Origin of the sequence: Cellulosimicrobium sp. RS, from assembly GCF_046159675.1 — a bacterium.
In the GTDB taxonomy this organism is placed as follows: domain Bacteria; phylum Actinomycetota; class Actinomycetes; order Actinomycetales; family Cellulomonadaceae; genus Cellulosimicrobium; species Cellulosimicrobium funkei.
Genome location: NZ_JBJXVU010000007.1, coordinates 236,477 through 262,507 on the forward strand (window position 1 = coordinate 236,477; position 26,031 = coordinate 262,507).

Annotated in this window: 18 protein-coding genes, 1 tRNA gene and 1 pseudogene; 16 read left to right on the forward strand and 4 right to left on the reverse strand. The window is 73.4% G+C overall.

All coding sequences use genetic code 11. The annotated features are described in order from the left end of the window. The first annotated feature begins 25 nt into the window (after window positions 1–25). The 10 genes and pseudogenes from trpC (at window position 26) to ACI769_RS12860 (ending at window position 14,279) form a co-directional block, all read left to right on the forward strand. Window positions 26–838, forward strand: a complete 813-nt coding sequence (trpC, locus tag ACI769_RS12815) for an indole-3-glycerol phosphate synthase TrpC (RefSeq protein WP_043651188.1) — start codon at window positions 26–28, stop codon at window positions 836–838. Window positions 839–977: 139 nt separating this feature from the next. Next, window positions 978–2,234: a tryptophan synthase subunit beta gene (gene trpB, locus ACI769_RS12820; protein WP_409141717.1), complete on the forward strand. Its 1,257-nt coding sequence runs from the start codon at window positions 978–980 to the stop codon at window positions 2,232–2,234. Continuing rightward, complete coding sequence (gene trpA / locus ACI769_RS12825; protein WP_081895742.1) at window positions 2,231–3,133, forward strand: tryptophan synthase subunit alpha; 903 nt, start codon at window positions 2,231–2,233, stop codon at window positions 3,131–3,133. The genes trpB and trpA overlap by 4 nt, the downstream gene beginning before the upstream one ends. Continuing rightward, window positions 3,130–4,134, forward strand: coding sequence for a prolipoprotein diacylglyceryl transferase (gene lgt / locus ACI769_RS12830; RefSeq protein WP_137280567.1), 1,005 nt, complete (start codon window positions 3,130–3,132; stop codon window positions 4,132–4,134). Before trpA ends, lgt begins: the two co-directional genes overlap by 4 nt. A 138-nt stretch (window positions 4,135–4,272) precedes the next feature. After that, window positions 4,273–8,856, forward strand: a complete 4,584-nt coding sequence (gene gltB, locus ACI769_RS12835; RefSeq protein ID WP_409141706.1) for a glutamate synthase large subunit — start codon at window positions 4,273–4,275, stop codon at window positions 8,854–8,856. Then, the gene (locus ACI769_RS12840; protein WP_021480417.1) at window positions 8,849–10,315 is read left to right on the forward strand and encodes a glutamate synthase subunit beta; all 1,467 of its coding nucleotides are present in this window, start codon (window positions 8,849–8,851) and stop codon (window positions 10,313–10,315) included. Before gltB ends, ACI769_RS12840 begins: the two co-directional genes overlap by 8 nt. A gap of 112 nt (window positions 10,316–10,427) precedes the next feature. Then, entirely contained in the window at window positions 10,428–11,858 is a 1,431-nt protein-coding gene (gene pyk, locus ACI769_RS12845; protein WP_021480418.1) for a pyruvate kinase, read from the forward strand. A 157-nt stretch (window positions 11,859–12,015) separates the two neighbouring features. Further along, window positions 12,016–12,882: pseudogene (locus tag ACI769_RS12850) on the forward strand (DNA polymerase beta superfamily protein). A 58-nt stretch (window positions 12,883–12,940) separates the two neighbouring features. Then, entirely contained in the window at window positions 12,941–13,297 is a 357-nt protein-coding gene (locus ACI769_RS12855) for a hypothetical protein (RefSeq protein WP_034651007.1), read from the forward strand. A gap of 313 nt (window positions 13,298–13,610) precedes the next feature. After that, the gene (locus ACI769_RS12860) at window positions 13,611–14,279 is read left to right on the forward strand and encodes an alpha/beta fold hydrolase (protein ID WP_170963559.1); all 669 of its coding nucleotides are present in this window, start codon (window positions 13,611–13,613) and stop codon (window positions 14,277–14,279) included. A 33-nt stretch (window positions 14,280–14,312) separates the two neighbouring features. On the opposite strand, the gene ACI769_RS12865 is transcribed toward ACI769_RS12860, so the two are convergent. Further along, window positions 14,313–14,386 (reverse strand) — tRNA-Leu (locus ACI769_RS12865). 190 nt (window positions 14,387–14,576) lie between these two features. Between ACI769_RS12865 and ACI769_RS12870 the strand changes: the two genes are divergently transcribed. Together ACI769_RS12870 and ACI769_RS12875 are read left to right on the forward strand one after the other, a co-directional pair. After that, window positions 14,577–15,197, forward strand: a complete 621-nt coding sequence (locus ACI769_RS12870) for an ANTAR domain-containing response regulator (RefSeq protein WP_051027466.1) — start codon at window positions 14,577–14,579, stop codon at window positions 15,195–15,197. Between the two features lie 235 nt (window positions 15,198–15,432). Then, entirely contained in the window at window positions 15,433–16,098 is a 666-nt protein-coding gene (locus tag ACI769_RS12875) for a GNAT family N-acetyltransferase (protein WP_157837895.1), read from the forward strand. 37 nt (window positions 16,099–16,135) lie between these two features. Here the strand turns inward: ACI769_RS12875 and ACI769_RS12880 are convergent, their stop codons facing one another. Further along, window positions 16,136–16,519: a hotdog fold thioesterase gene (locus ACI769_RS12880; RefSeq protein WP_043651213.1), complete on the reverse strand. Its 384-nt coding sequence runs from the start codon at window positions 16,517–16,519 to the stop codon at window positions 16,136–16,138. 100 nt (window positions 16,520–16,619) lie between these two features. Between ACI769_RS12880 and polA the strand changes: the two genes are divergently transcribed. Beyond that, window positions 16,620–19,325, forward strand: a complete 2,706-nt coding sequence (polA, locus tag ACI769_RS12885) for a DNA polymerase I (protein ID WP_085387879.1) — start codon at window positions 16,620–16,622, stop codon at window positions 19,323–19,325. A 10-nt stretch (window positions 19,326–19,335) separates the two neighbouring features. Here polA and ACI769_RS12890 read toward each other — a convergent pair whose 3' ends face one another. Then, window positions 19,336–20,193 carry a class I SAM-dependent methyltransferase gene (locus tag ACI769_RS12890; RefSeq protein ID WP_034651011.1) on the reverse strand — a complete coding sequence of 286 codons (858 nt, stop codon included), beginning with the start codon at window positions 20,191–20,193 and terminating at the stop codon, window positions 19,336–19,338. Window positions 20,194–20,396: 203 nt separating this feature from the next. Between ACI769_RS12890 and ACI769_RS12895 the strand changes: the two genes are divergently transcribed. Together ACI769_RS12895 and rpsA are read left to right on the forward strand one after the other, a co-directional pair. Continuing rightward, a complete protein-coding gene (locus ACI769_RS12895) occupies window positions 20,397–21,422 on the forward strand; it encodes a 6-phosphofructokinase (RefSeq protein ID WP_034651013.1) in 1,026 nt (341 codons plus the stop codon). Between the two features lie 217 nt (window positions 21,423–21,639). Beyond that, the gene (gene rpsA / locus ACI769_RS12900) at window positions 21,640–23,121 is read left to right on the forward strand and encodes a 30S ribosomal protein S1 (protein WP_021483115.1); all 1,482 of its coding nucleotides are present in this window, start codon (window positions 21,640–21,642) and stop codon (window positions 23,119–23,121) included. A gap of 199 nt (window positions 23,122–23,320) precedes the next feature. On the opposite strand, the gene ACI769_RS12905 is transcribed toward rpsA, so the two are convergent. Continuing rightward, entirely contained in the window at window positions 23,321–25,282 is a 1,962-nt protein-coding gene (locus ACI769_RS12905; RefSeq protein ID WP_409141707.1) for an ABC transporter ATP-binding protein, read from the reverse strand. A gap of 154 nt (window positions 25,283–25,436) precedes the next feature. On the opposite strand from ACI769_RS12905, the gene ACI769_RS12910 reads away from it, so the two are divergent. Further along, window positions 25,437–25,970: a MarR family winged helix-turn-helix transcriptional regulator gene (locus tag ACI769_RS12910; protein ID WP_085387880.1), complete on the forward strand. Its 534-nt coding sequence runs from the start codon at window positions 25,437–25,439 to the stop codon at window positions 25,968–25,970. Window positions 25,971–26,031: the final 61 nt, after the last annotated feature.

A 26,031-nucleotide genomic window follows, 5' to 3' on the forward strand; every position in this document is an offset into this window, starting at 1 on the left:
GGACGACACGGGGAGTGGTGGGACGATGACGGTGCTGGACGACATCGTCGCGGGTGTGCGCGAGGACCTCGCGGCACGCCAGGCGACGACCTCGCTCGACGAGCTCAAGGAACGAGCCGCCCGCGTCCCCGGTGCGCTCGAGTGCGTGAGCCGCCTCAAGGCGGACGACGCCGTGGCCGTCATCGCCGAGGTGAAGCGGTCGAGCCCCAGCAAGGGTGCGCTCGCGTCCATCTCCGACCCGGCCGAGCTCGCGGGGGAGTACGAGAAGGGCGGCGCGGCCGCGATCTCGGTGCTCACCGAGCAGCGGCGGTTCAACGGGAGCCTCGCCGACCTCGACGCCGTCCGGGCGCGGGTCGACGTCCCGGTGCTCCGCAAGGACTTCGTCGTGACGCCGTACCAGGTGTGGGAGGCGCGCGCGCACGGCGCGGACATCGTGCTCCTCATCGTCGCCGCGCTCGAGCAGACGGTGCTCACGTCGCTCGTCGAGCGCGTGCACTCGCTCGGCATGACCGCGCTCGTCGAGGTCCACACGCTCGACGAGGTGACGCGCGCGCTCGACGCCGGGGCGCGGGTCGTCGGCGTGAACTCGCGCGACCTCAAGACGCTCGACGTCGACCGCACGACCTTCGCGCGCCTCGCGCCCGCGATCCCCGACGAGGTCGTCCGCGTGGCCGAGTCCGGCGTGCGCGGGCCGCACGACGTCATGGACTACGCCCGCTCCGGCGCGCACGCCGTGCTGGTCGGCGAGGCGCTCGTGACCGACGACGCGCCGCGCTCGTCCGTCGCCGACCTCGTCGCGGCCGGGTCGCACCCGTCGCTGTGGTCCGTGCGGCCCTGAGGCACGACGGCACCGTCCGTCACGTCGCAGGCGCCGCGCCCCGGCCCAGCACACCCCACCACGCAGGAGGACCGGCCCCGTGCCCGACTCGACACCATCGACCACCCCTCCGAGCGGCGCGCACTCCGTCCGCGCCGACCTGACGCGCTCCCTCGCGACCCAGGAGGGTCCCTACTTCGGCGAGTTCGGCGGGCGCTACGTGCCCGAGGCGCTCGTCGCCGCCCTCGACGAGCTCGAGACCGAGTACCGCAAGGCGCTCGACGACCCGGCGTTCGTCACCGAGCTCGCGCGCCTGCAGCGCGAGTACACCGGCCGCCCGAGCCCGCTCACCGAGGTGCCCCGCTTCGCGGAGCACGCCGGCGCCTCGCGCGTGTTCCTCAAGCGCGAGGACCTCAACCACACCGGCTCGCACAAGATCAACAACGTCCTGGGCCAGGCGCTGCTCGTCAAGCGCATGGGCAAGAAGCGCGTGATCGCCGAGACGGGCGCCGGCCAGCACGGCGTCGCGACGGCGACGGCCGCGGCCCTGCTCGACCTCGAGTGCGTCGTCTACATGGGCGAGGAAGACACGCGGCGCCAGGCGCTGAACGTCGCGCGCATGCGCCTCCTCGGCGCCGAGGTCGTCCCCGTGACGATCGGCCAGCGCACCCTCAAGGACGCGATCAACGAGGCGCTGCGCGACTGGGTCGCCAACGTCGACACGACGCACTACCTGCTCGGCACCGTGACCGGGCCCCACCCGTTCCCCGAGATGGTGCGCGAGTTCCACCGCGTCATCGGCGAGGAGGCGCGCATGCAGATCCTCGACCGCATCGGGCGCCTGCCCGACGCGCTCGCCGCGTGCGTGGGCGGCGGCTCGAACGCGCTCGGGCTCTTCAACGCCTTCCTCGACGACGAGGGCGTCGAGCTCTTCGGCTTCGAGGCCGGGGGCGAGGGCATCGAGACGGGCCGCCACGCGGCCCGCTTCAGCGGCGGCGCGCCGGGCGTCCTGCACGGCGCGCGCTCGTACCTCCTCCAGGACGAGGACGGCCAGACCCTGCCGAGCCACTCGGTGTCGGCGGGTCTCGACTACCCGAGCGTCGGGCCGGCCCACTCGTGGCTCCACGACCTCGGCCGCGCGACGTACCTGCCCGTGACCGACGCCGAGGCGATGGACGCGTTCCGGCTGCTGTGCCGCACCGAGGGGATCATCCCCGCGATCGAGTCGGCCCACGCCCTCGCGGGCGCGCTGCGGATCGGGCGCGAGGCCGCGGCCGCGGGCCGCACCGACCACGTGATCCTCGTGAACCTCTCGGGGCGCGGGGACAAGGACGTGGCGACCGCCGCCCGGTGGTTCGACCTCGTGGACGACGACGCGATCGCCGAGACGGCGACGGGCACGGAGGGACAGCTGTGAGCGCCGCCCAGACCCAGGACGCACCCGGGGCGTCGACGCCGGGGACGGCGTCGGCCACCGCCAGCCGCCTGCTCGAGCTGCGCGCGGAGGGTCGCGCGGGGCTCGTCGGCTACCTGCCGGTCGGTTTCCCGACCGTCGAGCGCTCCGTCGAGGCGGCGCTCGCGCTCGTGGACTCGGGCGTGGACGTGCTCGAGCTCGGCATCCCGTACACGGACCCCGTCATGGACGGCCCGGTGATCCAGGCCGCGGCGCAGGCGGCGCTCGACGGCGGCGCGCGCGTCGCGGACGTCTTCCGCGTCGTCGCGGCCGTCACGGAGCGCACGGGCGGGCGCGTGCCGGTGCTCGTCATGACGTACTGGAACCCCGTGCTGCGCTACGGCGTCGACGCGTTCGCGCGCGACCTCGCTGCCGCCGGGGGAGCCGGGCTCATCACGGCCGACCTCGTCCCCGACGAGGGTCGCGCGTGGCTGGACGCCGCCGAGGCGCACGGTCTCGACCGCGTGTTCCTCGTCGCGCCGAGCTCGACGCCGGAGCGCCTCCGGCTCACCGCGCGCGCGTCGCGCGGCTTCGTCTACGCCGCCTCGACGATGGGCGTCACGGGCGTGCGCGCCGCCGTCGGGCCCCAGGCCGCGCGGCTCGTCGCCGACACGCGCGCGGCGGGCGCCGAGCTCGTGTGCGTCGGCCTCGGCGTCTCCACGGCCGAGCAGGCCGCGGAGGTCGCGCGCTACGCCGACGGCGTCATCGTCGGCTCGGCGTTCGTCCGGCCCCTGCTGGGCGACGCCCCGTGGGACGAGCGACTCGCCGCGCTCCGTACGGTCGCCGCCTCGCTGGCGGCCGGGGTGCGGTCCGCCCGTCAGGAGCAGCCCGGCACGACGGCGCCCGGCGGGGTGGTCGCATGAGCGCCGCGCTCGCCGTCGGGCAGCTCGTGGAGGCCGCGGGCGCCCTGCCCGCCGCGATCCCGAGCCCGCCCCAGCACACCTGGTACCTTGGGCCCTTCCCGATCCGCGCCTACGCGCTCGCGATCCTCGCCGGGATCGGCGTCGCCCTGTGGCTCACGCGGCGTCGCTGGGTGGAGCGCGGGGGAGAGGCCGACGACGTCCTGGAGATCGCGTTCTGGGCGGTCCCGTTCGGGATCGTCGGCGGGCGGCTCTACCACGTCTTCTCGACGCCCGACCCGTACTGGGGTCCGAACGGGGACCCCGTCCGCGCGCTGTACGTGTGGGAGGGCGGCCTCGGCATCTGGGGCGCGGTCGCGCTCGGCGCGGTCGGTGCGTACATCGGGTGCCGGCGCCAGCGCGTGAGCTTCCCGGCGTTCGCCGACGCGCTCGCCCCGGGGCTGCTCCTCGCACAGGCCGTCGGGCGTCTCGGCAACTGGTTCAACCAGGAGCTGTTCGGCTCGCCCACGACGCTGCCGTGGGGCCTGCGGGTCGACGACTCGGTCGCCGCCGCGGCCGGCTACCCGCCGGGCACGCTGTTCCACCCGACGTTCCTCTACGAGATGGTCTGGAACATCGCCGCTGCCCTGCTCCTGATCTACCTGGACCGTCGGTTCCGGCTCGGTCATGGTCGGGTATTCTGGCTCTACGTCTTCGTCTACACGCTCGGTCGGGTGTGGATCGAGATGCTGCGCATCGACGAGGCCGAGCTCGTCCTCGGTCTCCGGCTGAACGTCTGGACCTCGATCCTGGTCGGTGTCGGTGCGTTGGTAGCGTTTATCGTTGTCGGGCGTCGCCACCCCGGGCGCGAGGAGACGGTGTCCCTCGACGCGCCGGGCGAGGCGCCCGCCACGGAGCCGGTCGAGGAGTCGACCGACGCCGTGGACCCCGAGAAGACCGCGGACTCCGACGACTCGGAGGAGTCCGAGCAGGCAGATGCCGCGCGACCAGACCCCGGTCGCTGAGCCTCCGTCACTCAACGGCGAATCCGCCGGGCGACCGCCCGGTGGTTCCGTCATGTCCACCAGGGCCGACGACGTCCCGAACCCCCCAGCTGGAACCAGCCCGGCCGTCTCGGTCGGGCGCCTGTGAGGACGGTGTTGATGACCACGCCGCAGTATCGGGACGCGCACCGGGCACCCGCCCTGTCCGCCCCTCCCACGGCATCCGGTCTGTACGACCCCGCCGCCGAGCACGACGCGTGCGGCGTCGCCTTCGTGGCGACGCTCCGCGGCACGCCCGGACGCGACATCGTGGACGCGGGGCTCACGGCCCTGCTCAACCTGGACCACCGCGGCGCGGTGGGCGCCGAGGAGAACAGCGGCGACGGTGCGGGGATCCTCACGCAGATCCCCGACGCCTTCGTGCGCGACGTGGTCGACGCCGAGCTCCCGCCCGCCGGGCACTACGCCATCGGCATGGCGTTCCTCCCGCAGGACCCCGAGGCGGCCGCGACCACGGCCCGCGCGGTCGAGGCGATCGCCGCCGAGGAGAAGCTCGAGGTCCTCGCCTGGCGCGACGTCCCCGTGACGGCCGACCTCGTGGGCCCGAGCGCGCGCGCGTCGATGCCGCTGTTCCGTCAGGTCGTCGTGGCCGACCCGTCGCGCGAGCTGGCCGGCGTCGACCTCGACCGCCGGACGTACCGCCTGCGCAAGCGCGCGGAGAACGAGCTCGGTCTCTTCTTCGCGTCGCTGTCGGCGCGCACGCTCACCTACAAGGGCATGCTCACGACCGCGCAGCTCGAGCCGTTCTTCCCGGACCTCTCCGACCCGCGGTACGCGAGCGAGATCGCGCTCGTCCACTCGCGGTTCTCGACGAACACGTTCCCGTCCTGGCCGCTCGCGCAGCCGTTCCGGATGATCGCGCACAACGGCGAGATCAACACGGTGCGCGGCAACCGGAACTGGATGGCCGCGCGCGAGGGCACGCTCGCGAGCGACGCCCTCGGCGACCTCGCGCCGCTGCTCCCGGTCTGCTCCGACGGCTCGAGCGACTCGGCGAGCTTCGACGAGGTGCTGGAGCTGCTGCACCTGTCGGGCCGCTCGCTGCCGCACGCCGTGCTCATGATGGTCCCGGAGGCGTGGGAGAACCACGCCGAGATGGACCCGGACCTGCGCGCGTTCTACGAGTACCACTCGACGCTCATGGAGCCGTGGGACGGCCCCGCGTGCCTCAACTTCACCGACGGCACCCTCATCGGCGCGGTCCTCGACCGCAACGGCCTGCGCCCCGGGCGCTACTGGGTCACCGAGGACGGCCTCGTCGTGCTCGCGAGCGAGGCGGGCGTGCTCGACCTCGACCCCGCGACGATCGTCCGCAAGGGCCGTCTCGAGCCGGGCCGCATGTTCCTCGTCGACACCGGCCAGGGCCGGATCATCGAGGACGAGGAGATCAAGTCCCAGCTCGCGGCGCAGCGCCCGTACGCGCGGTGGGTCGCGGAGAACGCGGTCTACCTCGACCAGCTCCCCGAGCGCGAGCACGTCGCGCACAGCCCCGCGTCGGTCGAGCGCCGCCAGCGTGCCTTCGGGTACACGCAGGAGGAGCTCAAGGTCATCCTCACCCCGATGGCCAACACGGGCGCCGAGCCCCTCGGCGCCATGGGCACGGACACGCCCATCGCCGTCCTCGCGAAGCGTCCGCGCCTGCTCTTCGACTACTTCACGCAGATGTTCGCGCAGGTCACGAACCCGCCGCTGGACGCGATCCGCGAGGAGCTCGTCACGTCGATCGGCGGGGCGATCGGCCCCGAGCCGAACCTGCTCGTCGACACCCCGGAGCACGCGCGCAAGCTCATGCTGCCGTTCCCGGTGCTCGACAACGACCAGCTCGCGAAGATCATCCGCGTCGACAAGGACCCGAACCTGGCGGGCGTCTTCCGCGCCGTGACGATCAAGGGCCTGTACCGCGTCGCAGGCGGCGGCGAGTCGCTGCTCGCGCGGCTCGAGGAGATCTTCGCCGAGGTCGACGCGCACGTCGCCGCCGGCGCGAGCTTCATCGTGCTGTCGGACCGCGACTCGGACGCCGAGCACGCGCCGATCCCGTCGCTCCTGCTGTCGAGCGCGGTGCACCACCACCTCCTGCGGCGCCACACGCGCACGCAGGTGTCGCTCGTCGTCGAGGCGGGGGACGTGCGCGAGGTGCACCACGTCGCGCTCCTCATCGGCTACGGCGCCGCCGCGGTGAACCCCTACCTCGCGATGGAGACCGTCGAGGACCTCGCGCGCCGCGGCTACCTCGCGGTCGACCCGGCCAAGGCCGTCGCGAACCTCATCAAGGGCCTCGGCAAGGGCGTCCTCAAGGTCATGAGCAAGATGGGCATCTCGACCATCTCCTCCTACCGCGGCGCCCAGGTCTTCGAGGCCGTGGGTCTCTCGCACGACCTCGTGCAGGCGTTCTTCACCGGCACGACGTCGCGCCTCAGCGGCATCGGGCTCGACGTCGTCGCGGCCGAGGTCGCGGCGCGCCACGTGGACGCGTACCCGCGCTCCGGCAACCACCGTCCGCACGTCCGCCTGACCACGGGCGGCGAGTACCAGTGGCGCCGCGACAGCGAGGAGCACCTGTTCGACCCGGAGACGGTGTTCCGCCTCCAGCACTCGACGCGCGAGCGCCGGTTCGACATCTTCCGCGAGTACACGCACCGCGTGGACGAGCAGTCCTCGCGGCTCATGACCCTGCGTGGCCTCCTCGAGCTGCGCGAGGGCGAGCGCCCCGCGGTGCCGCTCGACGAGGTCGAGCCCGTGAGCGAGATCGTCAAGCGCTTCAACACCGGCGCGATGTCCTACGGTTCCATCTCGGCCGAGGCCCACGAGACCCTCGCGATCGCGATGAACCGCCTCGGCGGTCGGTCGAACACGGGCGAGGGCGGCGAGGATCCGGAGCGCCTGTACGACCCGGAGCGTCGCTCGAAGGTCAAGCAGATCGCGTCGGGCCGCTTCGGCGTCACGAGCGAGTACCTGACGAACGCCGACGACATCCAGATCAAGCTCGCCCAGGGCGCCAAGCCCGGCGAGGGCGGTCAGCTCCCGGGCCACAAGGTGTACCCGTGGGTCGCGAAGACCCGGCACTCCACGCCGGGCGTCGGCCTCATCTCGCCGCCGCCGCACCACGACATCTACTCGATCGAGGACCTCGCGCAGCTCATCCACGACGCGAAGAACGCGAACCCGGCGGCGCGCGTCCACGTCAAGCTCGTCTCCGAGTTCGGCGTCGGCACGGTCGCGACGGGCGTGTCCAAGGCGCACGCGGACGTCGTCCTCATCTCGGGCCACGACGGCGGTACGGGCGCGAGCCCGCTGACGTCGCTCAAGCACGCGGGCACGCCGTGGGAGATCGGCCTCGCCGAGACGCAGCAGACCCTCGTGCTCAACAACCTGCGCGACCGCATCGTCGTGCAGGTCGACGGGCAGATGAAGACCGGGCGCGACGTCGTCGTGGCCGCGCTGCTCGGCGCCGAGGAGTTCGGCTTCGCGACCGCGCCGATGGTCGTCTCGGGCTGCGTCATGATGCGCGTGTGCCACCTGGACACGTGCCCGGTGGGCGTCGCGACGCAGAACCCGGAGCTGCGGGCCCGCTTCACGGGCAAGCCGGAGTTCGTCGTGAACTTCTTCGAGTTCATCGCGGAGGAGGTGCGCGAGTACCTGGCGCGCCTCGGGTTCCGGAGCATCGAGGAGGCGATCGGTCACGTCGAGTACCTCGACACGCGCCAGGCGATCGACCACTGGAAGGCGCAGGGTCTCGACCTCGCGCCCATCCTCGAGAAGCCCGTGCCCGTCGAGGGCGCGTCGCTGCGGAACACGACGACGCAGGACCACGGCCTGGAGAAGGCGCTCGACAACCAGCTCGTCGCGCTGGCCGAGGACGCGCTGGAGCGGCGCGAGCCGGTGCGGATCTCGCTGCCGGTCCGCAACGTCAACCGCACGGTCGGCACGATGCTCGGCCACGAGGTGACCAAGCGCTTCCGCGGCGAGGGCCTGCCGGACGACACGATCGACGTGACCCTCACGGGGTCCGCCGGCCAGTCGCTCGGGGCCTTCCTCCCGCCCGGCGTCACGCTGCGCCTGTTCGGGGACGCGAACGACTACGTCGGCAAGGGCCTGTCGGGCGGGCGGATCGTCGTGCGGCCGGACCGCAACGCGGTCCTCACCGGGTCGAGCAACGTCGTCGCCGGGAACGTCATCGGCTACGGCGCGACGTCGGGCGAGATCTTCCTGCGCGGCCGCGTCGGGGAGCGCTTCGGCGTCCGCAACTCGGGCGCGACGCTCGTCGTCGAGGGCGTGGGCGACCACGGGTGCGAGTACATGACGGGCGGCACGGTCGTCGTGCTGGGCCCGACCGGGCGCAACTTCGGTGCCGGCATGTCCGGCGGCACCGCGTACGTGCTCGACCTGCGCGAGAGCGCCGTGAACACGAGCGCGCTCGCGACCGGCGAGCTCGGGCTGAGCCCGCTCGAGGACGCCGAGGTCGCGCTCGTCGAGCGGCTCGTCCGCCGTCACCACGAGGAGACCGGCTCGCCGCTCGCGGCCGAGCTGCTCGAGGACTTCGCCACGGCGGTGCAGCGCTTCACGCGCGTCCTGCCGACCGACTTCGCCCGCATGCGCTCGGCGCTCGAGAAGGCCGAGTCGGCCGGTCTCGACCCGGCCGCGCCCGGCGTGTGGGACCAGATCTTGGAGGTGGCCCGTGGCTGACCCCCGCGGATTCCTGAAGGTGCGGGAGCGCGAGCTCCCGCCGAACCGCCCGGTGGCCGTGCGCCTGCGGGACTGGAAGGACGTGCACGCGCACCTCGAGGAGGGTCAGCCGTTCCTCAAGGAGCAGGCGGGCCGCTGCATGGACTGCGGCATCCCGTTCTGCCACCAGGGCTGCCCGCTCGGGAACCTCATCCCCGAGTGGAACGACCTCGTCTACCGCGAGCAGTGGGCCGACGCGATCGACCGCCTCCACGAGACGAACAACTTCCCGGAGTTCACCGGTCGCGTGTGCCCGGCGCCGTGCGAGTCGAGCTGCGTGCTCGGCATCAACCAGCCGCCCGTGACGATCAAGAACGTCGAGGTCTCGATCATCGACGAGGCGTTCGAGCGCGGGTACGTCACGCCCCAGGTGCCGCAGCGGCTCACGGGCTTCACGGTCGCGGTCGTCGGGTCCGGTCCTGCCGGGCTCGCCGCCGCGCAGCAGCTCACGCGCGCCGGGCACACCGTCGCGGTGTACGAGCGCGACGACGCCGTCGGGGGCCTGCTGCGCTACGGCATCCCCGACTTCAAGCTCGAGAAGCACCACATCGACCGCCGCGTCGCGCAGATGGAGGCCGAGGGCACGCGGTTCCGCCCCGGCGTCGAGATCGGCGTCGACATCACGTGGGACGACCTGCGGGCGCGCTACGACGCCGTCGTGGTCGCGACCGGTGCGACGGTGCCGCGCGACCTGTCGGTGCCCGGGCGCGAGCTCGGCGGCATCCACTTCGCGATGGACTTCCTGCACCAGGCGAACGCGGTCGTGGCGGGGCACGAGGTGCCCGGCCAGATCACGGCCACCGGCAAGCACGTCATCGTCATCGGTGGCGGCGACACGGGCTCGGACTGCCTCGGTACCTCGCTGCGCCAGGGCGCGGCGAGCGTCACGACGCTCGCGATCGGCAAGCAGCCGCCGCTCGAGCGGTCCGCGACCCAGCCGTGGCCGACCGACCCGATCGTGTTCGAGGTGTCCTCGTCCCACGAGGAGGGCGGCGAGCGCGAGTTCCTCGCGTCGACCGTCGCGTTCCTCGGCGACGAGAACGGAGCCGTGCGCGCGCTGCGCGTCGCGGAGACCGAGTACCTGCCCGACGGCCGTCGCGTGCCCAAGGAGGGCACCGAGCGCGAGATCCCCGCGGACCTCGTGCTCGTCGCGATGGGCTTCACCGGACCGGAGACGGCTGCCCTCACGACCCAGACCGGCGCGGACCTCACGGGGCGCGGCCTCGTGGCGCGCGGCGACGACTTCGCGTCGTCGCTGCCCGGGGTCTTCGTGGCCGGCGACGCCGGTCGTGGGCAGTCGTTGATCGTGTGGGCGATCGCCGAGGGGCGGGCGGCGGCGGCATCCGTCGACGCCTACCTTCAGGGAGGGACCGAGCTGCCCGCGCCCGTGCGCGCGAACACCGTGTCCTTGCGCGCTTGACGTGCACCCCGACGTCGGATGTCCGGCGCCGGGACGATGAGCGGGGCATCCTAGGGAGGGGCACCCCGCGACGACCGGCTCCTGGCCGGTCGGAAGACTAGAGGCTGGAGATATGCGCAGAGCAAAGATCGTCTGCACCATCGGACCCGCGACCGAGTCGAAGGAGCAGCTCCGCGCGCTCGTCGACGCGGGCATGGACGTGGCGCGGATCAACCGCAGCCACGGCAGCGCCGAGGAGCACGCGGCCGTCTACCACGGCGTGCGCGAGGCCGCCGCCGAGTCGGGCCGCTCCGTGGCCGTCCTCGTCGACCTCCAGGGGCCGAAGATCCGTCTGGGCCGCTTCGCGGGCGACGAGAAGCACTGGCTCGAGGAGGGTGACACCTTCACGATCACGACCGAGGACGTCGTCGGCACCAAGGAGCTCGTCTCCACGACGCACAAGGGCCTGCCGGGCGACGCCCGCGTCGGCGACCCGATCCTCATCGACGACGGCAAGGTGCTCGTCCGCGTCACCGCCGTCGAGGGCCCGCGCGTCGTCACGCGCGTCGAGGTCGCCGGCCCGGTGTCGAACAACAAGGGCCTGAACCTCCCGGGTGTCGCCGTCTCCGTGCCGGCGCTCTCCGAGAAGGACCAGGACGACCTGCGCTGGGCCCTCGCGCTCGGCGCGGACATCATCGCGCTGTCGTTCGTGCGGTCCGCGAAGGACTTCGAGGACGTCAAGCGGATCATGGACGAGGAGGGCCGCACGGTCCCCGTCGTCGCGAAGATCGAGAAGCCGCAGGCCGTCGAGAACCTCGCCGAGATCGTCGACGCGTTCGACGGCGTCATGGTCGCCCGCGGCGACCTCGCGGTCGAGCTTCCGCTGGAGCAGGTGCCGCTCGTCCAGAAGCGCATCGTCGAGCTCGCGCGTCGCAACGCGAAGCCCGTCATCGTCGCCACGCAGGTGCTCGAGTCCATGACGAACTCGCCGCGCCCGACGCGCGCCGAGGCGTCCGACTGCGCCAACGCCGTCCTCGACGGCGCCGACGCGGTCATGCTCTCGGGCGAGACGAGCGTGGGCGAGTACCCGATCCTCACGGTCCAGACGATGGCCCGGATCATCGAGGCGACGGAGGAGGCGGGCCGCGAGCGCATCGCGCCGCTCGGCTCGACGCCGCACACCCGCGGTGGCGCCATCACGCGCGCGGCGGCCGAGATCGGCGAGATCCTCGGTGCGAAGTACCTCGCGACGTTCACGCAGTCGGGCGACTCGGCGCGCCGCATGTCGCGCCTGCGCTCGTCCATCCCGCTGCTCGCGTTCACGCCGCGCGAGCACGTGCGCAACGTCCTGTCGCTCACGTGGGGCACCCAGACGTACCAGGTGCCCGAGGTGGAGAACACCGACGCGATGGTCGGCCAGGTCGACACGACCCTGCAGGCCAACGGCCTCGCCGAGGTCGGCGACCTCGTGGTCGTCGTCTCCGGCGCCCCCGTGGGCCAGCCGGGCACGACGAACTCGATCCTCGTGCACAAGATCGGCGACCACTCCGACACCCGGAACTGACGTCCGGAGCTCTCACCGGAGCTGACGCCGCGCGCCCGCCACGGGCGCTCGTGCTGCCCGACGGCGGCGCCCCCTGCGCGGGGGCGCCGCCGTCGGTCGTCCTGCGCGCCCGGGAAAGCCCGCGACACGGCCCCCGGCGCGCCCCTACCCTCGCGGGATGCGAGCCGTGCCTGCGTCCCTGGACCCCGCGGTCGTGCGTCGGGTCGACGCGCGGCTGGACGCCGTCGTGCGCGACGAGGGCGTCGCGGTCCCGCTCGCGGTGGAGAGCGGCAACCGCGCGTGGGGGTTCCCGTCGCCGGACTCGGACTAGGACTGCCGCTTCGTGTACGTGCGCCCGGGGGCCGACTACCTCGACCCCTGGCCGCGGCGCGACGTCGTCGAGACGCCGCTCGACGCGGTGCTGGACGTCAACGGGTGGGACCTCGTCAAGGCCGTGCGGCTGCTCGTGCGCGGGAACGCGACGCTGCTGGAGTGGCTGCGCTCGCCGATCGTCTACCGCGGCGACCCCGCGTTCCGCGCGGACCTGCTCGCGCTCGCCGAGCGGGTCGTCGACCGCGACACCGTGCGGCGCCACTACCTGCACGTCGCGCTCGGCCAGCGGGAGCGCTGGTGGACGGCGGACGACGTGCCGCTCAAGAAGCTCTTCTACGTCCTGCGCCCGGCCGCGACGCTGCGCTGGCTGCGCGTGCGGCCGGACGCCGTCCCGCCCATGCGCCTCGCGACGCTGCTCGACGAGGGCGAGGCACCGAGCGCGGTGGTGCAGGAGGCGTCCGGGCTCGTCGCGCTCAAGGCGGTCTCGCGCGAGATGGGCGCGGGCCCCGTCCCGGCCGTGCTCCGCCGGTTCGTCGACGACGAGCTCGCCGCCGCCACGGCGGCCGTGACGGTGGCGGGGGCCGGGGCCCTGACCGCTCGCTCGGTGGCGGGGGAGTTCTTCCGGTCGGCGGTCGCGCGGTACGGCCCGGCGGGGTCGCGGTCGACGACGGCTGCGGGCGCGCCGGGCGCCGCGTCGGGGGAGTGGCGGTGACCGACGGGCGCGCGCCTCGCTCGAGCGAGCGCGGCGGGTCGGCCCTACCCTCACGTGGGTGACCAGCGACCAGATCGAGGACGTCGACCAGGACCTGTACGCGGCGGCGAGCGACCCCGACGCCGACGGCGCGGCGGCCGCCGCGCGCGAGGCGACCTTCCGCGCGCTCGTCGCGCGCCGCGACGCGCGCGAGACCGCGGAGGCGGCCGCCACCGTGTGCGAGCAGGTCCAGCAGGTGGCGGAGGCCGCCGAACGCAGCGCGCAGGACGCGCTGACGTCCGCGACCGTCGCGCACTCCGCCGCTCTCCTCGGCGACGAGGCGATCGCCCGGCAGGCGGCGCGCGACGCGAGCGCCGCCGCCCGGGAGGCCGCGCGCGAGGCGGTCGTGTTGGACACGGCGCGGCCCGAGCTCTAGACGGCGTCGGTCCGTGCGCGGGGCCCGCGGTCCGTCCGTGCCGTCCCGAGTCCCGCGGCACCGCTCGTCCTCGCCCTCTACCCTGGGCCCAGCGCTCGGCGTCCGCTCGGTGCTGACCATCCAGCCACCGGTCGACGGTGGGAGAGCGAGGTCCGTCGTGGCCCGAGCGCACCGGCGCGGGCGCTCCTCGGGGAGCACGGTCCTTCCGGCCCTCCAGGAGCGATACGACCTGATCGACGGGGTGCGGGTGTACTCCGTCGTCGCGGAGCCGGACCGGGCAGAGCGCCCGGAGGGTCGCACCGTACCCGCAGACGTGGTCCTTGTGCACGGGCTCGCGCTGTCGACGCGGTACCTGGAGCCGGGCGTCCGCCGGCTCGGGACGGACCGTCGCACCGCCGCCCTGGACCTGCCGGGCGTCGGGCGCAGCGGCCGTCCGCCGCACCTGCCGTCGATGGCCGAGATGGCGGACGTCGTGGCCCGCTGGATGGACGGGCTCGGCATGACGCGCGCGGACGTCGTCGGGCACTCGTTGGGCTGCCAGATCGTCAGTCATCTCGCCGCGGAGCGGCCCGACCTGGTCCGGCGGGTCGTCCTCGTCGGCCCCTCCCGGGACCCGGAGCACCCCCGGTGGTGGCAGAGCGCGTGGCGCCTGCTCCTCGACGGTCCGCGCGAGAGGTGGTCGCTGCTGCCGATCGCCGTCGTGGACTACCTGCGTGCCGGTCCGGTCGCGGCGGTGCGGGCCCTGAAGCAGGCGCGCCGCGCCGAGGTCAGCCACCTGGTGCAGAGCATCACGCAGCCCGTCCTCGTGGTCGTCGGGGACCGCGACCCGCTCGTCTCGGGGACGTGGGCCCGCCGACTCGTCGACGCGCTGCCCGACGGGCGGCTCGTCACGGTCCCGGGGGCTCCGCACGGGCTGCCGTACTCCAGCGTGGAGTCCTTCGTCACGACGACGCGGGACTTCCTCGACCGCGAGGAGCCGTGACGTCGAGCACCGTACGCCTGCCGAGATGAGGGGTGCCCCGGGTGGGATTCGAACCCACACTGGATCGGGTTTGAGCCGAACGCCTCTGCCGGTTGGGCTACCGGGGCCGCGCGCGGAGGTGTCCAGCCGGGCTCCGCCGCGCGGGCACCATCGAACCACACGCGCGCGCCTTCACGAGAATCACACTCCTCGGAGGGTGAAACGCGGGGGCGGCACCCGGTGCGGCGCACTACGATGAGTCCCGTGAGTGACCAGACAGCGCAGCCCGAGGACAAGCAGCCGCTCGACCTGCCCCCGATGATCGAGCCCGAGCCCGCCGCCGCCCCCGCCCCGTCGGGTCGCGCCGCGCGCCGCGCCGTCGTCGCGGAGGACGAGGCCCTGATCCGTCTCGACGTCGTCGAGACGCTGCGGGACGCCGGGTTCGACGTCGTGGGTGAGGCCGGCGACGGCGCGACGGCGGTGAAGCTGGCGCTCGAGCTCAAGCCCGACGTCGTGGTCATGGACGTGAAGATGCCCGAGCTCGACGGCATCTCCGCGGCGGAGCAGATCGGCAAGGCGCACGCCGCCCCGGTCGTCCTGCTGACGGCGTTCTCGCAGGCGGAGCTCGTCGAGCGGGCGCGCGACGCCGGCGCCATGGCGTACGTCGTCAAGCCGTTCACCCCGGCGGACCTGCTGCCTGCGGTCGAGATTGCGATCTCGCGCTACTCGCAGATCTCGGCCCTCGAGTCCGAGGTGGCCGACCTCGCGGAGCGCTTCGAGACGCGCAAGCGCGTCGACCGCGCGAAGGGCCTGCTCATGACGAAGATGGGCCTGTCCGAGCCGGAGTCGTTCCGCTGGATCCAGAAGACGTCGATGGATCGCCGCCTCACGATGCGCGAGGTCGCGGACGCCGTCATCGAGCAGGTCGGCGGCGCCTGAGCCGCCCGCCGCGCCCGGTGCGCCGCGCGGGGGTCCTGATCAGGACCTTTGTCACGGGGCTCCGGGCGGGCTATCGTCTTGGACTGGCGTCCAGCAGTTCCGGGGCGGTGAACACGGTCGCCACGTAGTGCTCATGTCGACGGCCGACGGTGCTGTCCGAGCGACGTGGACCTTCTCACGCCCCACGTCCCTCGGTGCCGCCGCCGGTCCCACGGTGCGAACGAGGAGGAGCGCAGTGCGCCCAGCAGTGGAGGTCAGGCCCGCGGTCGGTGACGACCTGCCGGGGATCGCTGTGCTGTGCTCGGAGGCACGCCGCGAGTCGGCGTCCGGGGCGCAGATCTGCGCGCCCGACGAGGACCGCCTGGTCCGGCACCTGTCGGTGCTGCTCACCCTGCCCGGCGGCAACGTGCTCGTCGCCCTGCACGACGGCCGCCCCGTCGGGTTCGTCCTGGCTCGCGTGCTCGACCCGCACCTGTTCGCGGACGAGCCGAGCCTGTACGTCGAGGCGGTGTACGTGGGGGAGGACGCCCGGCGGCGCGGCGTGGGCCACGCGCTCCTCAGCGCGACGGCCGAGCTCGCCGCGTCGTCCGGCGCGACGCACGTCTACTCCGTGCCCATCCCCGGTTCCCGCGGCGTGCAGCGCTTCCTCGCGCGACTGGGCTTCGGCCCGGTGGCCGGGCACCGCGTCGTCTCGACGGCGGTCCTGCAGCGACGGCTCGCGGCCGACCTCACCCCGGCCCGCCGGGGCACCCGCTCTCTCGAGGACCTCATCGCGCGCCGTCGGCGCGCCCGCACCGAGACGATGTCGGGGCCGGTCGACCTGCGCGAGTTCCAGGCCGAGTACAACCGCCGTGCGGGCGTGGTGACGCCGGCCGACACGCGCGAGACCCTGCCCGGCTGAGCCGGGCTCCCGCGCCCTGCGACCGGCGTCGCCCCGGTCAGCCCTGCGCGAGGATCATGCACGTGAGGCGCGCCGTGCACACGCGGCGACCCTCGTCGTCGGACACGACGATCTCGTAGCTCGCCGTCGTGCGCCCGCGGTGCACCGCGACCGCCTCGCCGTGCACCCAGCCGTCGCGCACGCCCCGGTGGTGCGTCGCGTTCACCTCGATGCCGACGGCCGCGCGCCCGGGCCCGCCGTGCAGCTGCGCGGCGATGGACCCCAGCGTCTCGGCGAGGACGACGGACGCGCCCCCGTGCAGCAGCCCCGCGGGCTGCGTGTTGCCCGCCACGGGCATGCGTGCGGTGACGCGGTCGGCCCCCACCTCGCCCAGCTCGATGCCCATGCGCTCAATGAGCGTCCCCTCGGTGCGCAGGCCCATCGCCTCGTAGGCGTGACGCGGGACGTCGGGTGTCGACGGGGTGGCGGGGGTCGGCGTCCCGGTCGGGGCGGCGTTCTGGTCGGAACCGTGCGTGTGGGTCATGGGCGATAGGTTGGCACCCGTGACGACCTCCGCGCGACCTCGCCTCCTGCTCATCGACGGACACTCCATGGCCTACCGCGCGTTCTTCGCGCTCCCGGCGGAGAACTTCTCGACGACCACGGGGCAGCACACGAACGCGGTCTACGGGTTCACCTCGATGCTCATCAACCTCCTGCGGGACGAGGAGCCCACGCACGTCGCCGTCGCGTTCGACGCCGGGCGCCAGTCCTTCCGCACCGAGATCCTGCCCAGCTACAAGGGCACGCGGGAGTCCACCCCCGAACCGTTCCGGGGCCAGGTGCCGCTCATCAAGGAGATCCTGGAGACGCTGCACATCCCGACGCTCGAGCGCGAGGGCTACGAGGCGGACGACATCTTCGCGACCCTCGCGACGCAGGGGGCCGCGGCCGGGATGGAGGTGCTCGTCTGCTCGGGGGACCGGGACTCGTTCCAGCTCGTCGGCCCCGACGTCACGGTGCTCTACCCGAAGAAGGGCGTCTCCGAGCTCGCGCGCATGGACAGCGCCGCCGTCGTCGAGAAGTACGGCGTGCCGCCCGAGCGCTACCCGGACCTCGCCGCCCTCGTCGGCGAGACGTCCGACAACCTGCCGGGCATCCCCGGCGTCGGTCCCAAGACGGCCGCCAAGTGGATCACGGCGTACGGCGACCTGGACGGCCTGCTGGACCACGCGGACGAGATCAAGGGCAAGGCGGGGGAGAACCTGCGGGCGCACCTCGACCAGGTCCGCCTCAACCGGCAGCTCAACGCGCTCCTGCGCGACCTCGAGCTGCCCGTCGGCCCCGACGACCTCGCGACCCGTCCCTGGGACCGCGAGGCCGCCCACCGCGTGCTCGACGCCCTGGAGTTCCGCGCCCTGCGCGACCGGCTCTTCGCGATCGCCCCCGAGGGCGAGGTCGCGGCCGAGGCGGGGTTCGACGTCGCGCTCGCCGACGTCCTGCCGGGGGGCCTGGGCGCCTGGCTGGCCGAGCACGGCACGCGCCCGCTGGGCGTCGAGGTGGCCGGCAAGGTCGTGCCGGGCGGCGGGGACGCGTGGGGCCTCGCGGTGTCCGACGACGCCGGGGCGGCCGTCGCGCTCGAGCTCGCCGACGTCGCAGGCGCCGACGACGAGGCGCTCGCCGCGTGGCTCGCCGACCCGGAGCGACCCAAGGTCGTGCACGGCGTGAAGTCGGCCTGGCACGAGCTCGCGGCGCGCGGCTACGACCTCGCGGGCGTCACGTTCGACACCGAGCTCGCCGCGTACCTGTGCCACCCCGACCAGCGGGGGTACGACCTGGGCGACCTCGTCGTGCGGCACCTGCACCGCGAGCTGCGCCCGGACACGGAGGCGGGCAACGACGCGCAGGGCGCGCTCGACCTCTCGCTCGACGGCAGCGGCGAGCAGGAGCGCGACGCGGTGCGCGCGCTCGCCGTCGCCCAGCTCGGCGAGGTCCTCGCGGGCGAGCTCGAGGACCGGGGGGCCACCACGCTCCTCGCCGACCTCGAGCTGCCGCTGTCCCAGGTGCTCGCGCGCATGGAGCAGCGCGGCATCGCGGCGGACGTCACGTACCTGCGCGAGCTCGAGCAGCACTTCGGCGACCTCGTCGCGACCGCCGCGTCGGAGGCCTACGCCGTCATCGGGCGCGAGGTGAACCTGGGCTCCCCGAAGCAGCTCCAGGAGGTGCTGTTCGACCAGCTCGGGATGCCCAAGACGAAGAAGATCAAGACGGGCTACACGACCGACGCGTCGGCGCTCGCGGACCTCTTCGTCAAGACGCAGCACCCGTTCCTCGAGCACCTGCTCGCCCACCGCGACGCGTCGCGGCTGCGCCAGACGGTCGAGGGGCTGCTGAAGTCCGTCGCCGACGACGGCCGCATCCACACGACGTTCCAGCAGACGATCGCGGCGACGGGCCGGCTCAGCTCGACCGAGCCGAACCTCCAGAACATCCCGATCCGCACCGAGGCGGGCCGGCGCATCCGGCGCGCGTTCGTCGTCGGCGAGGGCTACGAGACGCTCATGACGGCCGACTACAGCCAGATCGAGATGCGCATCATGGCGCACCTCTCGGGCGACGAGGGTCTCATCGAGGCGTTCCGGTCCGGGGAGGACCTGCACTCCTACGTCGGGTCGCGCGTGTTCGAGGTCCCGGCGGCCGAGGTCACGCCCGCGATGCGCTCGAAGATCAAGGCGATGTCGTACGGCCTCGCGTACGGGCTGTCGGCGTTCGGGCTCTCGCAGCAGCTCACCATCGAGGTGGGCGAGGCCCAGAAGCTCATGGACGACTACTTCGAGCGCTTCGGCGGCGTGCGCGACTACCTCACGGGCGTCGTCGACGAGGCGCGGGCCACGGGCTACACGGCCACCATCCTCGGGCGCCGCCGGTACCTGCCGGACCTCACGAGCGACAACCGGCAGCGCCGCCAGATGGCGGAGCGCATGGCCCTCAACGCGCCGATCCAGGGCAGCGCGGCCGACATCATCAAGGTCGCGATGCTCAACGTGCAGCGCGCGATCGACGAGCGCGGGCTGCGCTCACGGCTGCTCCTCCAGGTGCACGACGAGCTCGTGGTCGAGGTGGCCCCGGGAGAGCGCGACGCCGTCGAGGAGGTGCTGCGCACGCAGATGGGTGCCGCAGCGGACCTCGACGTGCCGCTCGACGTCTCGGTCGGCGTCGGCGCCACGTGGCACGAGGCGGGTCACTGACCCGCGCGTGTCAGCCCGGGAGGCGCGTGCGGAAGATCGCCGTCCCGGGCAGGTAGGCGCCGCGCACCGGTCCCCATCCGCCCCACACCTCGGCGTTGTCGGCGGGCCACTCGGGCTCGACGACGTCGCGCAGCTCCAGCCCGGCGGCGACCACCTCGCGCACGTGGTCGCCCAGGGTGCGGTGGTATTCGGCGTAGACGACACGGCCGGCCGCGTCGGTCTCGACGTAGGGCCGGCGGTCGAAGTAGGACCGGTTCGCGGTCAGCCCGTGCTCGCTCGGGTCGTCGGGGAACGCCCACCGGGTCGGGTGCGTCACCGAGAACGTCCACGTGCCGCCGGGCCGCAGCACGCGCGCGACCTCGCGGTGGACGGCCGCCGCGTCGGGCACGAACGGGATCGCGCCGAACGAGGTGAACGCGACGTCGAATGTGGCGTCGGCGAACGGGAGCCGGCGCGCGTCGGCCTGGACGGCCGGGACGCGCACGCCCGTCGCCCGGTCCAGCGCCGCCCCCGCGGCGAGCATGCCGCCGGACACGTCCGTCGCGACGACCTCCGCCCCCTGCGTGACGAGCCAGCGCGAGCACTGCGCCGCGCCCGCGCCGACCTCGAGCACCCGGCGCCCCGCGACGTCGCCGAGCAGCCGCGCGTCCCGCTCGCGCAGGCCCTCCGGGCACCAGCAGAAGTCCGCCGCGCCGAGGAAGGCCCCGTGCTCGTGGAGGTACTCCTGCGCGTTGGCGTCCCACCAGCCGCGGCCGGCGCGGCCGCCCTCGGTCGCGGGCACGTCGCGGTAGCCGGCGTCGGCGGTCGGACCGGGGGTCGCGCCCGAGGGCGCGACGACGGGCGGCTCGGGCGAGGAGGACGCGCTCATGCCCCCATTCTCCCGGTCCCGCCGCACGGCCCGTCCGGTCGGGACCTTGGTCGTCGGCGTGCCCGCGGACCGGGACGGGCGATGACCCGTCGCGCGGGGGTGGCTAGGGTTGAGGGCGACGCGGTGCCGCGGAGGTCGGCACCTCCGTCGACGCCCGGCATGCGCGCGAGGCCGCGCGACGCGACGACGAGACGGAGGAACAGGTGCGCATCGGACTTCTCACCGGCGGGGGCGACTGCCCCGGGCTGAACGCGGCGATCCGGGCCGTGGTCAAGCAGGGGACGGGGGAGTACGGGCACACCATCATCGGCTTCCGCAACGGCTGGCGCGGCGTCGTCGACGGCGACGTGCACCCGCTCGGCCGCCAGGACATCCGGAACGTCCTGCCCGTGGGCGGCACGCTGCTCGGCACCGCGCGGTTCCACCCGCGCGAGGAGGACGGCAGCATGGACGCCGTGCTCGCGACGGTCGAGGCCGAGCACCTCGACGCCCTGATCTGCATCGGCGGCGACGGCACGCTGCACGCGGCGAGCCGCGTCGCGGAGGCGGGCGTGAAGATCGTCGCGATCCCCAAGACGATCGACAACGACGTCGAGGGAACGGACCTGTCGATCGGGTTCCACACCGCCGTGAACATCGCGACGGAGGCGCTCGACCGCGTGCACACGACGGCGGAGAGCCACAACCGCGTCATGGTGGTCGAGGTGATGGGCCGTCACGCCGGCTGGATCGCGGTCAACGCGGGCATCGCCGGCGGCGCCGAGGTCGTGCTCGCGCCGGAGCAGCCGTTCGACATCGACCAGGTCGTGAAGTTCCTCCGCCACCGGCACCGCGCGCACGCGAACTTCTCGATCGTCGTCGTGGCCGAGGGCGCCGTGCCGCGCGAGGGGTCGTCGATGGAGTTCACGCAGCAGCTCGGTCGGTTCGGCGAGATCGTCGCCGGCTCGATCGGGGAGCGCGTGAGCGCCGAGATCGCGGAGCGCACCGGGTTCGACACCCGGCTCACGGTGCTCGGCCACGTGCAGCGCGGGGGCGAGCCCACGCCGACCGACCGGATCCTCGGCAGCCGCTTCGGCGTCGCGGCCGTGGACGCCGTGAGCGCGGGGACGTCGGGCGTCATGACGGCGCTGCGGGGCGAGCGGGTCGAGCTCGTGCCGCTCGCGGAGGTCGCGGGCCGGCCGAAGCGGGTCCCGGAGGAGCTGCTGCGGGTCGCCCGCGTGCTCGCGTGACGCGGATCCGGTAGTCGGGACGCCCCGGCGGGGCGCGCGGGACGCGTTGACCGCCGGGGTGACACCCGGATAAGGTGGACGGCGGTGCGCTGCGCCTGCCTTCATCCCGAGCCACGACGTCGACCACGACGCCGGAGCGTCCGGGGGCGTCGGCGGGAGACGCGCCGAAAACCCTAACCGCTCGACTACACCTGTCCGCATCGGAGCATCGAACTCAATGACCATCTCTACCCCCGCGAAGTCCGCACCCCAGGTTGCCGTCAACGACATCGGCACCGAGGAGGACTTCCTCGCCGCCGTTGACGCGACCATCAAGTACTTCAACGACGGCGACATCGTCGAAGGCACGATCGTCAAGGTGGACCGCGACGAGGTCCTCCTCGACATCGGCTACAAGACCGAGGGCGTCATCCCCTCCCGCGAGCTGTCCATCAAGCACGACGTGGACCCCGGTGAGGTCGTCAACGTCGGCGACGCGGTCGAGGCCCTCGTCCTCCAGAAGGAGGACAAGGAAGGCCGTCTGATCCTGTCCAAGAAGCGCGCCCAGTACGAGCGCGCCTGGGGCACGATCGAGAAGATCAAGGAGGAGGACGGCGTCGTCACCGGCACCGTCATCGAGGTCGTCAAGGGTGGTCTCATCCTCGACATCGGCCTCCGTGGCTTCCTCCCGGCCTCCCTGGTGGAGATGCGTCGCGTCCGCGACCTCCAGCCGTACGTCGGCAAGGAGATCGAGGCGAAGATCATCGAGCTCGACAAGAACCGCAACAACGTCGTCCTCTCGCGCCGTGCCTGGCTCGAGCAGACGCAGTCCGAGGTCCGCTCCACCTTCCTGCAGACCCTGCAGAAGGGCCAGGTGCGCCCCGGTGTCGTCTCCTCGATCGTCAACTTCGGCGCGTTCGTGGACCTCGGCGGCGTCGACGGCCTCGTGCACGTCTCCGAGCTGTCCTGGAAGCACATCGACCACCCGTCCGAGGTCGTCGAGGTCGGCCAGGAGGTCACGGTCGAGGTTCTGGACGTCGACTTCGACCGCGAGCGCGTCTCGCTGTCGCTGAAGGCGACGCAGGAGGACCCGTGGCAGACGTTCGCCCGGACCCACGCGATCGGTCAGGTCGTCCCGGGCAAGGTCACCAAGCTCGTCCCGTTCGGTGCGTTCGTGCGCGTCGAGGACGGCATCGAGGGCCTCGTGCACATCTCGGAGCTGGCCGTGCGCCACGTCGAGCTGCCGGAGCAGGTCGTCAACGTCGGTGACGAGGTCTTCGTCAAGGTCATCGACATCGACCTCGAGCGCCGCCGCATCTCGCTGTCGCTCAAGCAGGCCAACGAGGGCGTGGACCCGGAGTCGGACGACTTCGACCCCGCGCTCTACGGCATGGCCGCCGAGTACGACGAGCAGGGGAACTACAAGTACCCCGAGGGCTTCGACCCGGAGACCAACGAGTGGCTCGAGGGCTTCGAGGCGCAGCGCGAGGCGTGGGAGGCGGAGTACGCCAAGGCGCACGAGCGCTGGGAGGCGCACCGCAAGCAGGTCGCCGAGGCCGTCAAGGCCGACTACGACGCCGCGTCGGGCGAGACCACGAGCTCCTCGAGCTCGTCCTCCTCCAGCACGTCCTACTCGTCGGCCCCGGCCGCCGAGGCGACGGGCACGCTCGCGTCGGACGAGGCGCTCGCCGCGCTCCGCGAGAAGCTCACGGGCAACTGACCCGGCCGGCGGCCCCGCGCGGGACGCCACGCTGAGCAGACGAAGGCCCGCCACCCCTCGGGGTGGCGGGCCTTCGCCATGTCCGGCACGTGCCCTGGCACTCACGGCGCCGACCAGGTGGTCCTGGTCCGTCAACGGCCCCGGACGAGCCAGGACCGCCTGGTCGACGCCCCGGGACCGCCTGCTCGGCGGTCGGGCGTCAGGCCGTCGCCGGCTCGGGGGCCGTGGCAGCGGCCGGGACGGTGGCCGGGTCGGTGGCCGACGACGCGGGCGAGTCGGCGAACTGCGTCCGGTAGAGCGTGGCGTAGCGCCCGCCACGAGCCAGGAGCTCGGTGTGCGTGCCCGTCTCGACGACCCGGCCGGCGTCGAGCACGACGATGAGGTCGGCCTCGCGGACGGTGGAGAGGCGGTGCGCGATGACGAGCGAGGTCCGGCCGCGCAGCGCCTCGGCGAGCGCGGCCTGGACCGCCGCCTCGGAGTCCGAGTCGAGGTGCGCCGTCGCCTCGTCGAGGACGACGAGCTGAGGGGCCTTGAGGAACACCCTGGCGATCGCGAGGCGCTGCCGCTCACCGCCGGACATCCGGTAGCCGCGGTCGCCCACGACGGTGTCCATGCCGGACGGCAGGGCGGCGACGACGTCCCACACGTGCGCGCGCCGCAGCGCGGACTCGAGCTCGGCGTCGGTCGCGTCGGGCTTGGCGTACCGCAGGTTCTCCGCGATCGAGTCGTGGAACAGGTGCGCCTCCTGCGTGACCACGCCGACGGCGTCGTGCAGGCTCTCCTGCGTGACGTCGCGCAGGTCACGACCGGCGATCCGGACGTGGCCGGCGCTCGGGTCGTACATGCGCGTCACGAGCTGCGACACGGTGGTCTTGCCCGCGCCGGACGACCCGACGAGCGCGACCATCGCGCCCGCGGGCACGGAGAACGAGACGTCGTGGAGCGTGTCGGTGGTCGGGTCGGTGCCCTCGACGGCCACGGACTCGAGCGACGCGAGGGAGACCTCGGCCGCGCTCGGGTAGCGGAAGGTCACGCCGTCGAGCTCGAGGCTCGCGCCCTCGCGCGCGACGTCCGCGGCGAGGTCGTGAGCGTCGGGGGCGTCCGTGACGGTGGGCTCGAGGTCGAGCACCTCGAGCACGCGCTCGAAGCTGACGAGGGCCGTCATGACGTCGACCTGGACGTTCGACATCGCCGTCAGCGGGCCGTAGAGACGGCCCAGGTAGGCGGTGAGCGCGACGACCGTGCCGACGGTCAGCGAGCCCGAGATGGCCATGACGCCACCGAGACCGTAGACGATCGCGACGGCGACGGACGCGACGACCGTGAGACCGACGCGGAAGACCGTCCCGTACATGGCCTGGCGGACCCCGATGTCGCGGACCCGGCGCGCCTGGGCGGCGAACCGTGACGACTCGCGGTCCGGGTCGCCGAACACCTTGACGAGGTGGGCGCCCGCCACGTTGAAGCGCTCGTTCATCGTCTGCGCCGCCTCGGCGTTGAGCTCGTAGCTCTCCCGCGTGATCGCGGCGAGGCGCTTGCCGACCCAGCGGGCGGGCAGGACGAACGCGGGCAGGAGGGTGAGCGCGAGGAGGGTGAGCTGCCACGACATCGAGAGCATCGCGGCGAGCACGAACACGACGGTGAGCAGGTTGGAGAACACGTTCGACAGGGTCGACGTGAACGCCTGCTGGGCGCCGAGGACGTCACCGTTGAGGCGCTGGACGAGCGCACCGGTGCGCGTCCGACTGAAGAAGGCGAGCGGCATGCGCTGGACGTGGTCGAAGACCGCGGTGCGCAGGTCGACGATGAGCCCCTCGCCGATGCGGGAGGAGAACCAGCGCTGCGCGACGCCTAGCGCGCCGGAGAGCACGGCGAGGCCGGCGGCGACCGCCGAGAGCGCGACGACGAGGCCGACGTCGCCCGCGGTGATGCCGTCGTCGATGATGCGCTGGAAGAGGAGCGGGGTGACGGCACCGGCGGCGGCGTCGACGGAGATGAGCACGAGGAACGCGGCGAGCTGGCGCCGGTAGGGCCGGGCGAACGTGAGCACCCGGCGGATCGTGCCGCGGTGCAACCGTCGGGAGGTGACGGAGGCGTCCTGGCGGAAGGAGCGCATGCCGCGCCCGCCGCCGGCGCCGGGGAGGGATGAGGGGAAGGACATGGGGCCTCCTGGGTGGGGGAGGGGCGCGTCGTCCGCGGCGGCGGTGGCCGTCCGGCGGGCGCGGTCCGAGGATCGCTCGCGCGACAACGATAGTGAGTCTAACTCACAATGAGCCGATACCACAAGTGGGCCCGGTCCCGGTACGCTCGGCCTCGTGACGACCGACGCGAGCCAGCCTGCCACGCCGGGCGCAGCCCCGGGCGGCCGAGCCACCTCCACCGACGAGGCGGGGGAGTTCCTCGCGCTCCTGCACGCCGCGCTGCGCAGCGTGCGCCGCGAGGCGAGCGAGCGGCTCGAGCCCGCGGGCACGACGCCCGGCCAGTTCCGGATGCTGCGCTTCCTCTCCCGCTGCGACGGCCCGTGCCGGCTCGGCGCGGTGGCGTCGGCGCTCGACGTCGCACCGCGCTCGGTCACCTCGAAGGTCGACGACGCCGAGCAGGCCGGTCTCGTGCGCCGCACCCCCGACCCGCAGGACCGTCGCGCCACGCTCGTCGAGCTGACGCCGCGCGGGCGCGAGGTCGTCGAGCAGGTCGGGGCGGAGAGGTCGTCGAGCGCGGGCACCCTGCTGGCCCGCCTGGACGCGCACGAGCGCGCCGAGCTGCTCCGACTGCTGCGCGCGGTCGCGGGCGAGCGGCCCGACGACGGCGAAGCGGCCGAGGGCGCCCCGGGGGCGGGGTCCTCCCGCTGAGCGGTGGCCGGACGTGGGGCCACCTCACGCCCCGACGCGGGGCGGTGCGCCGGCTGGCAGG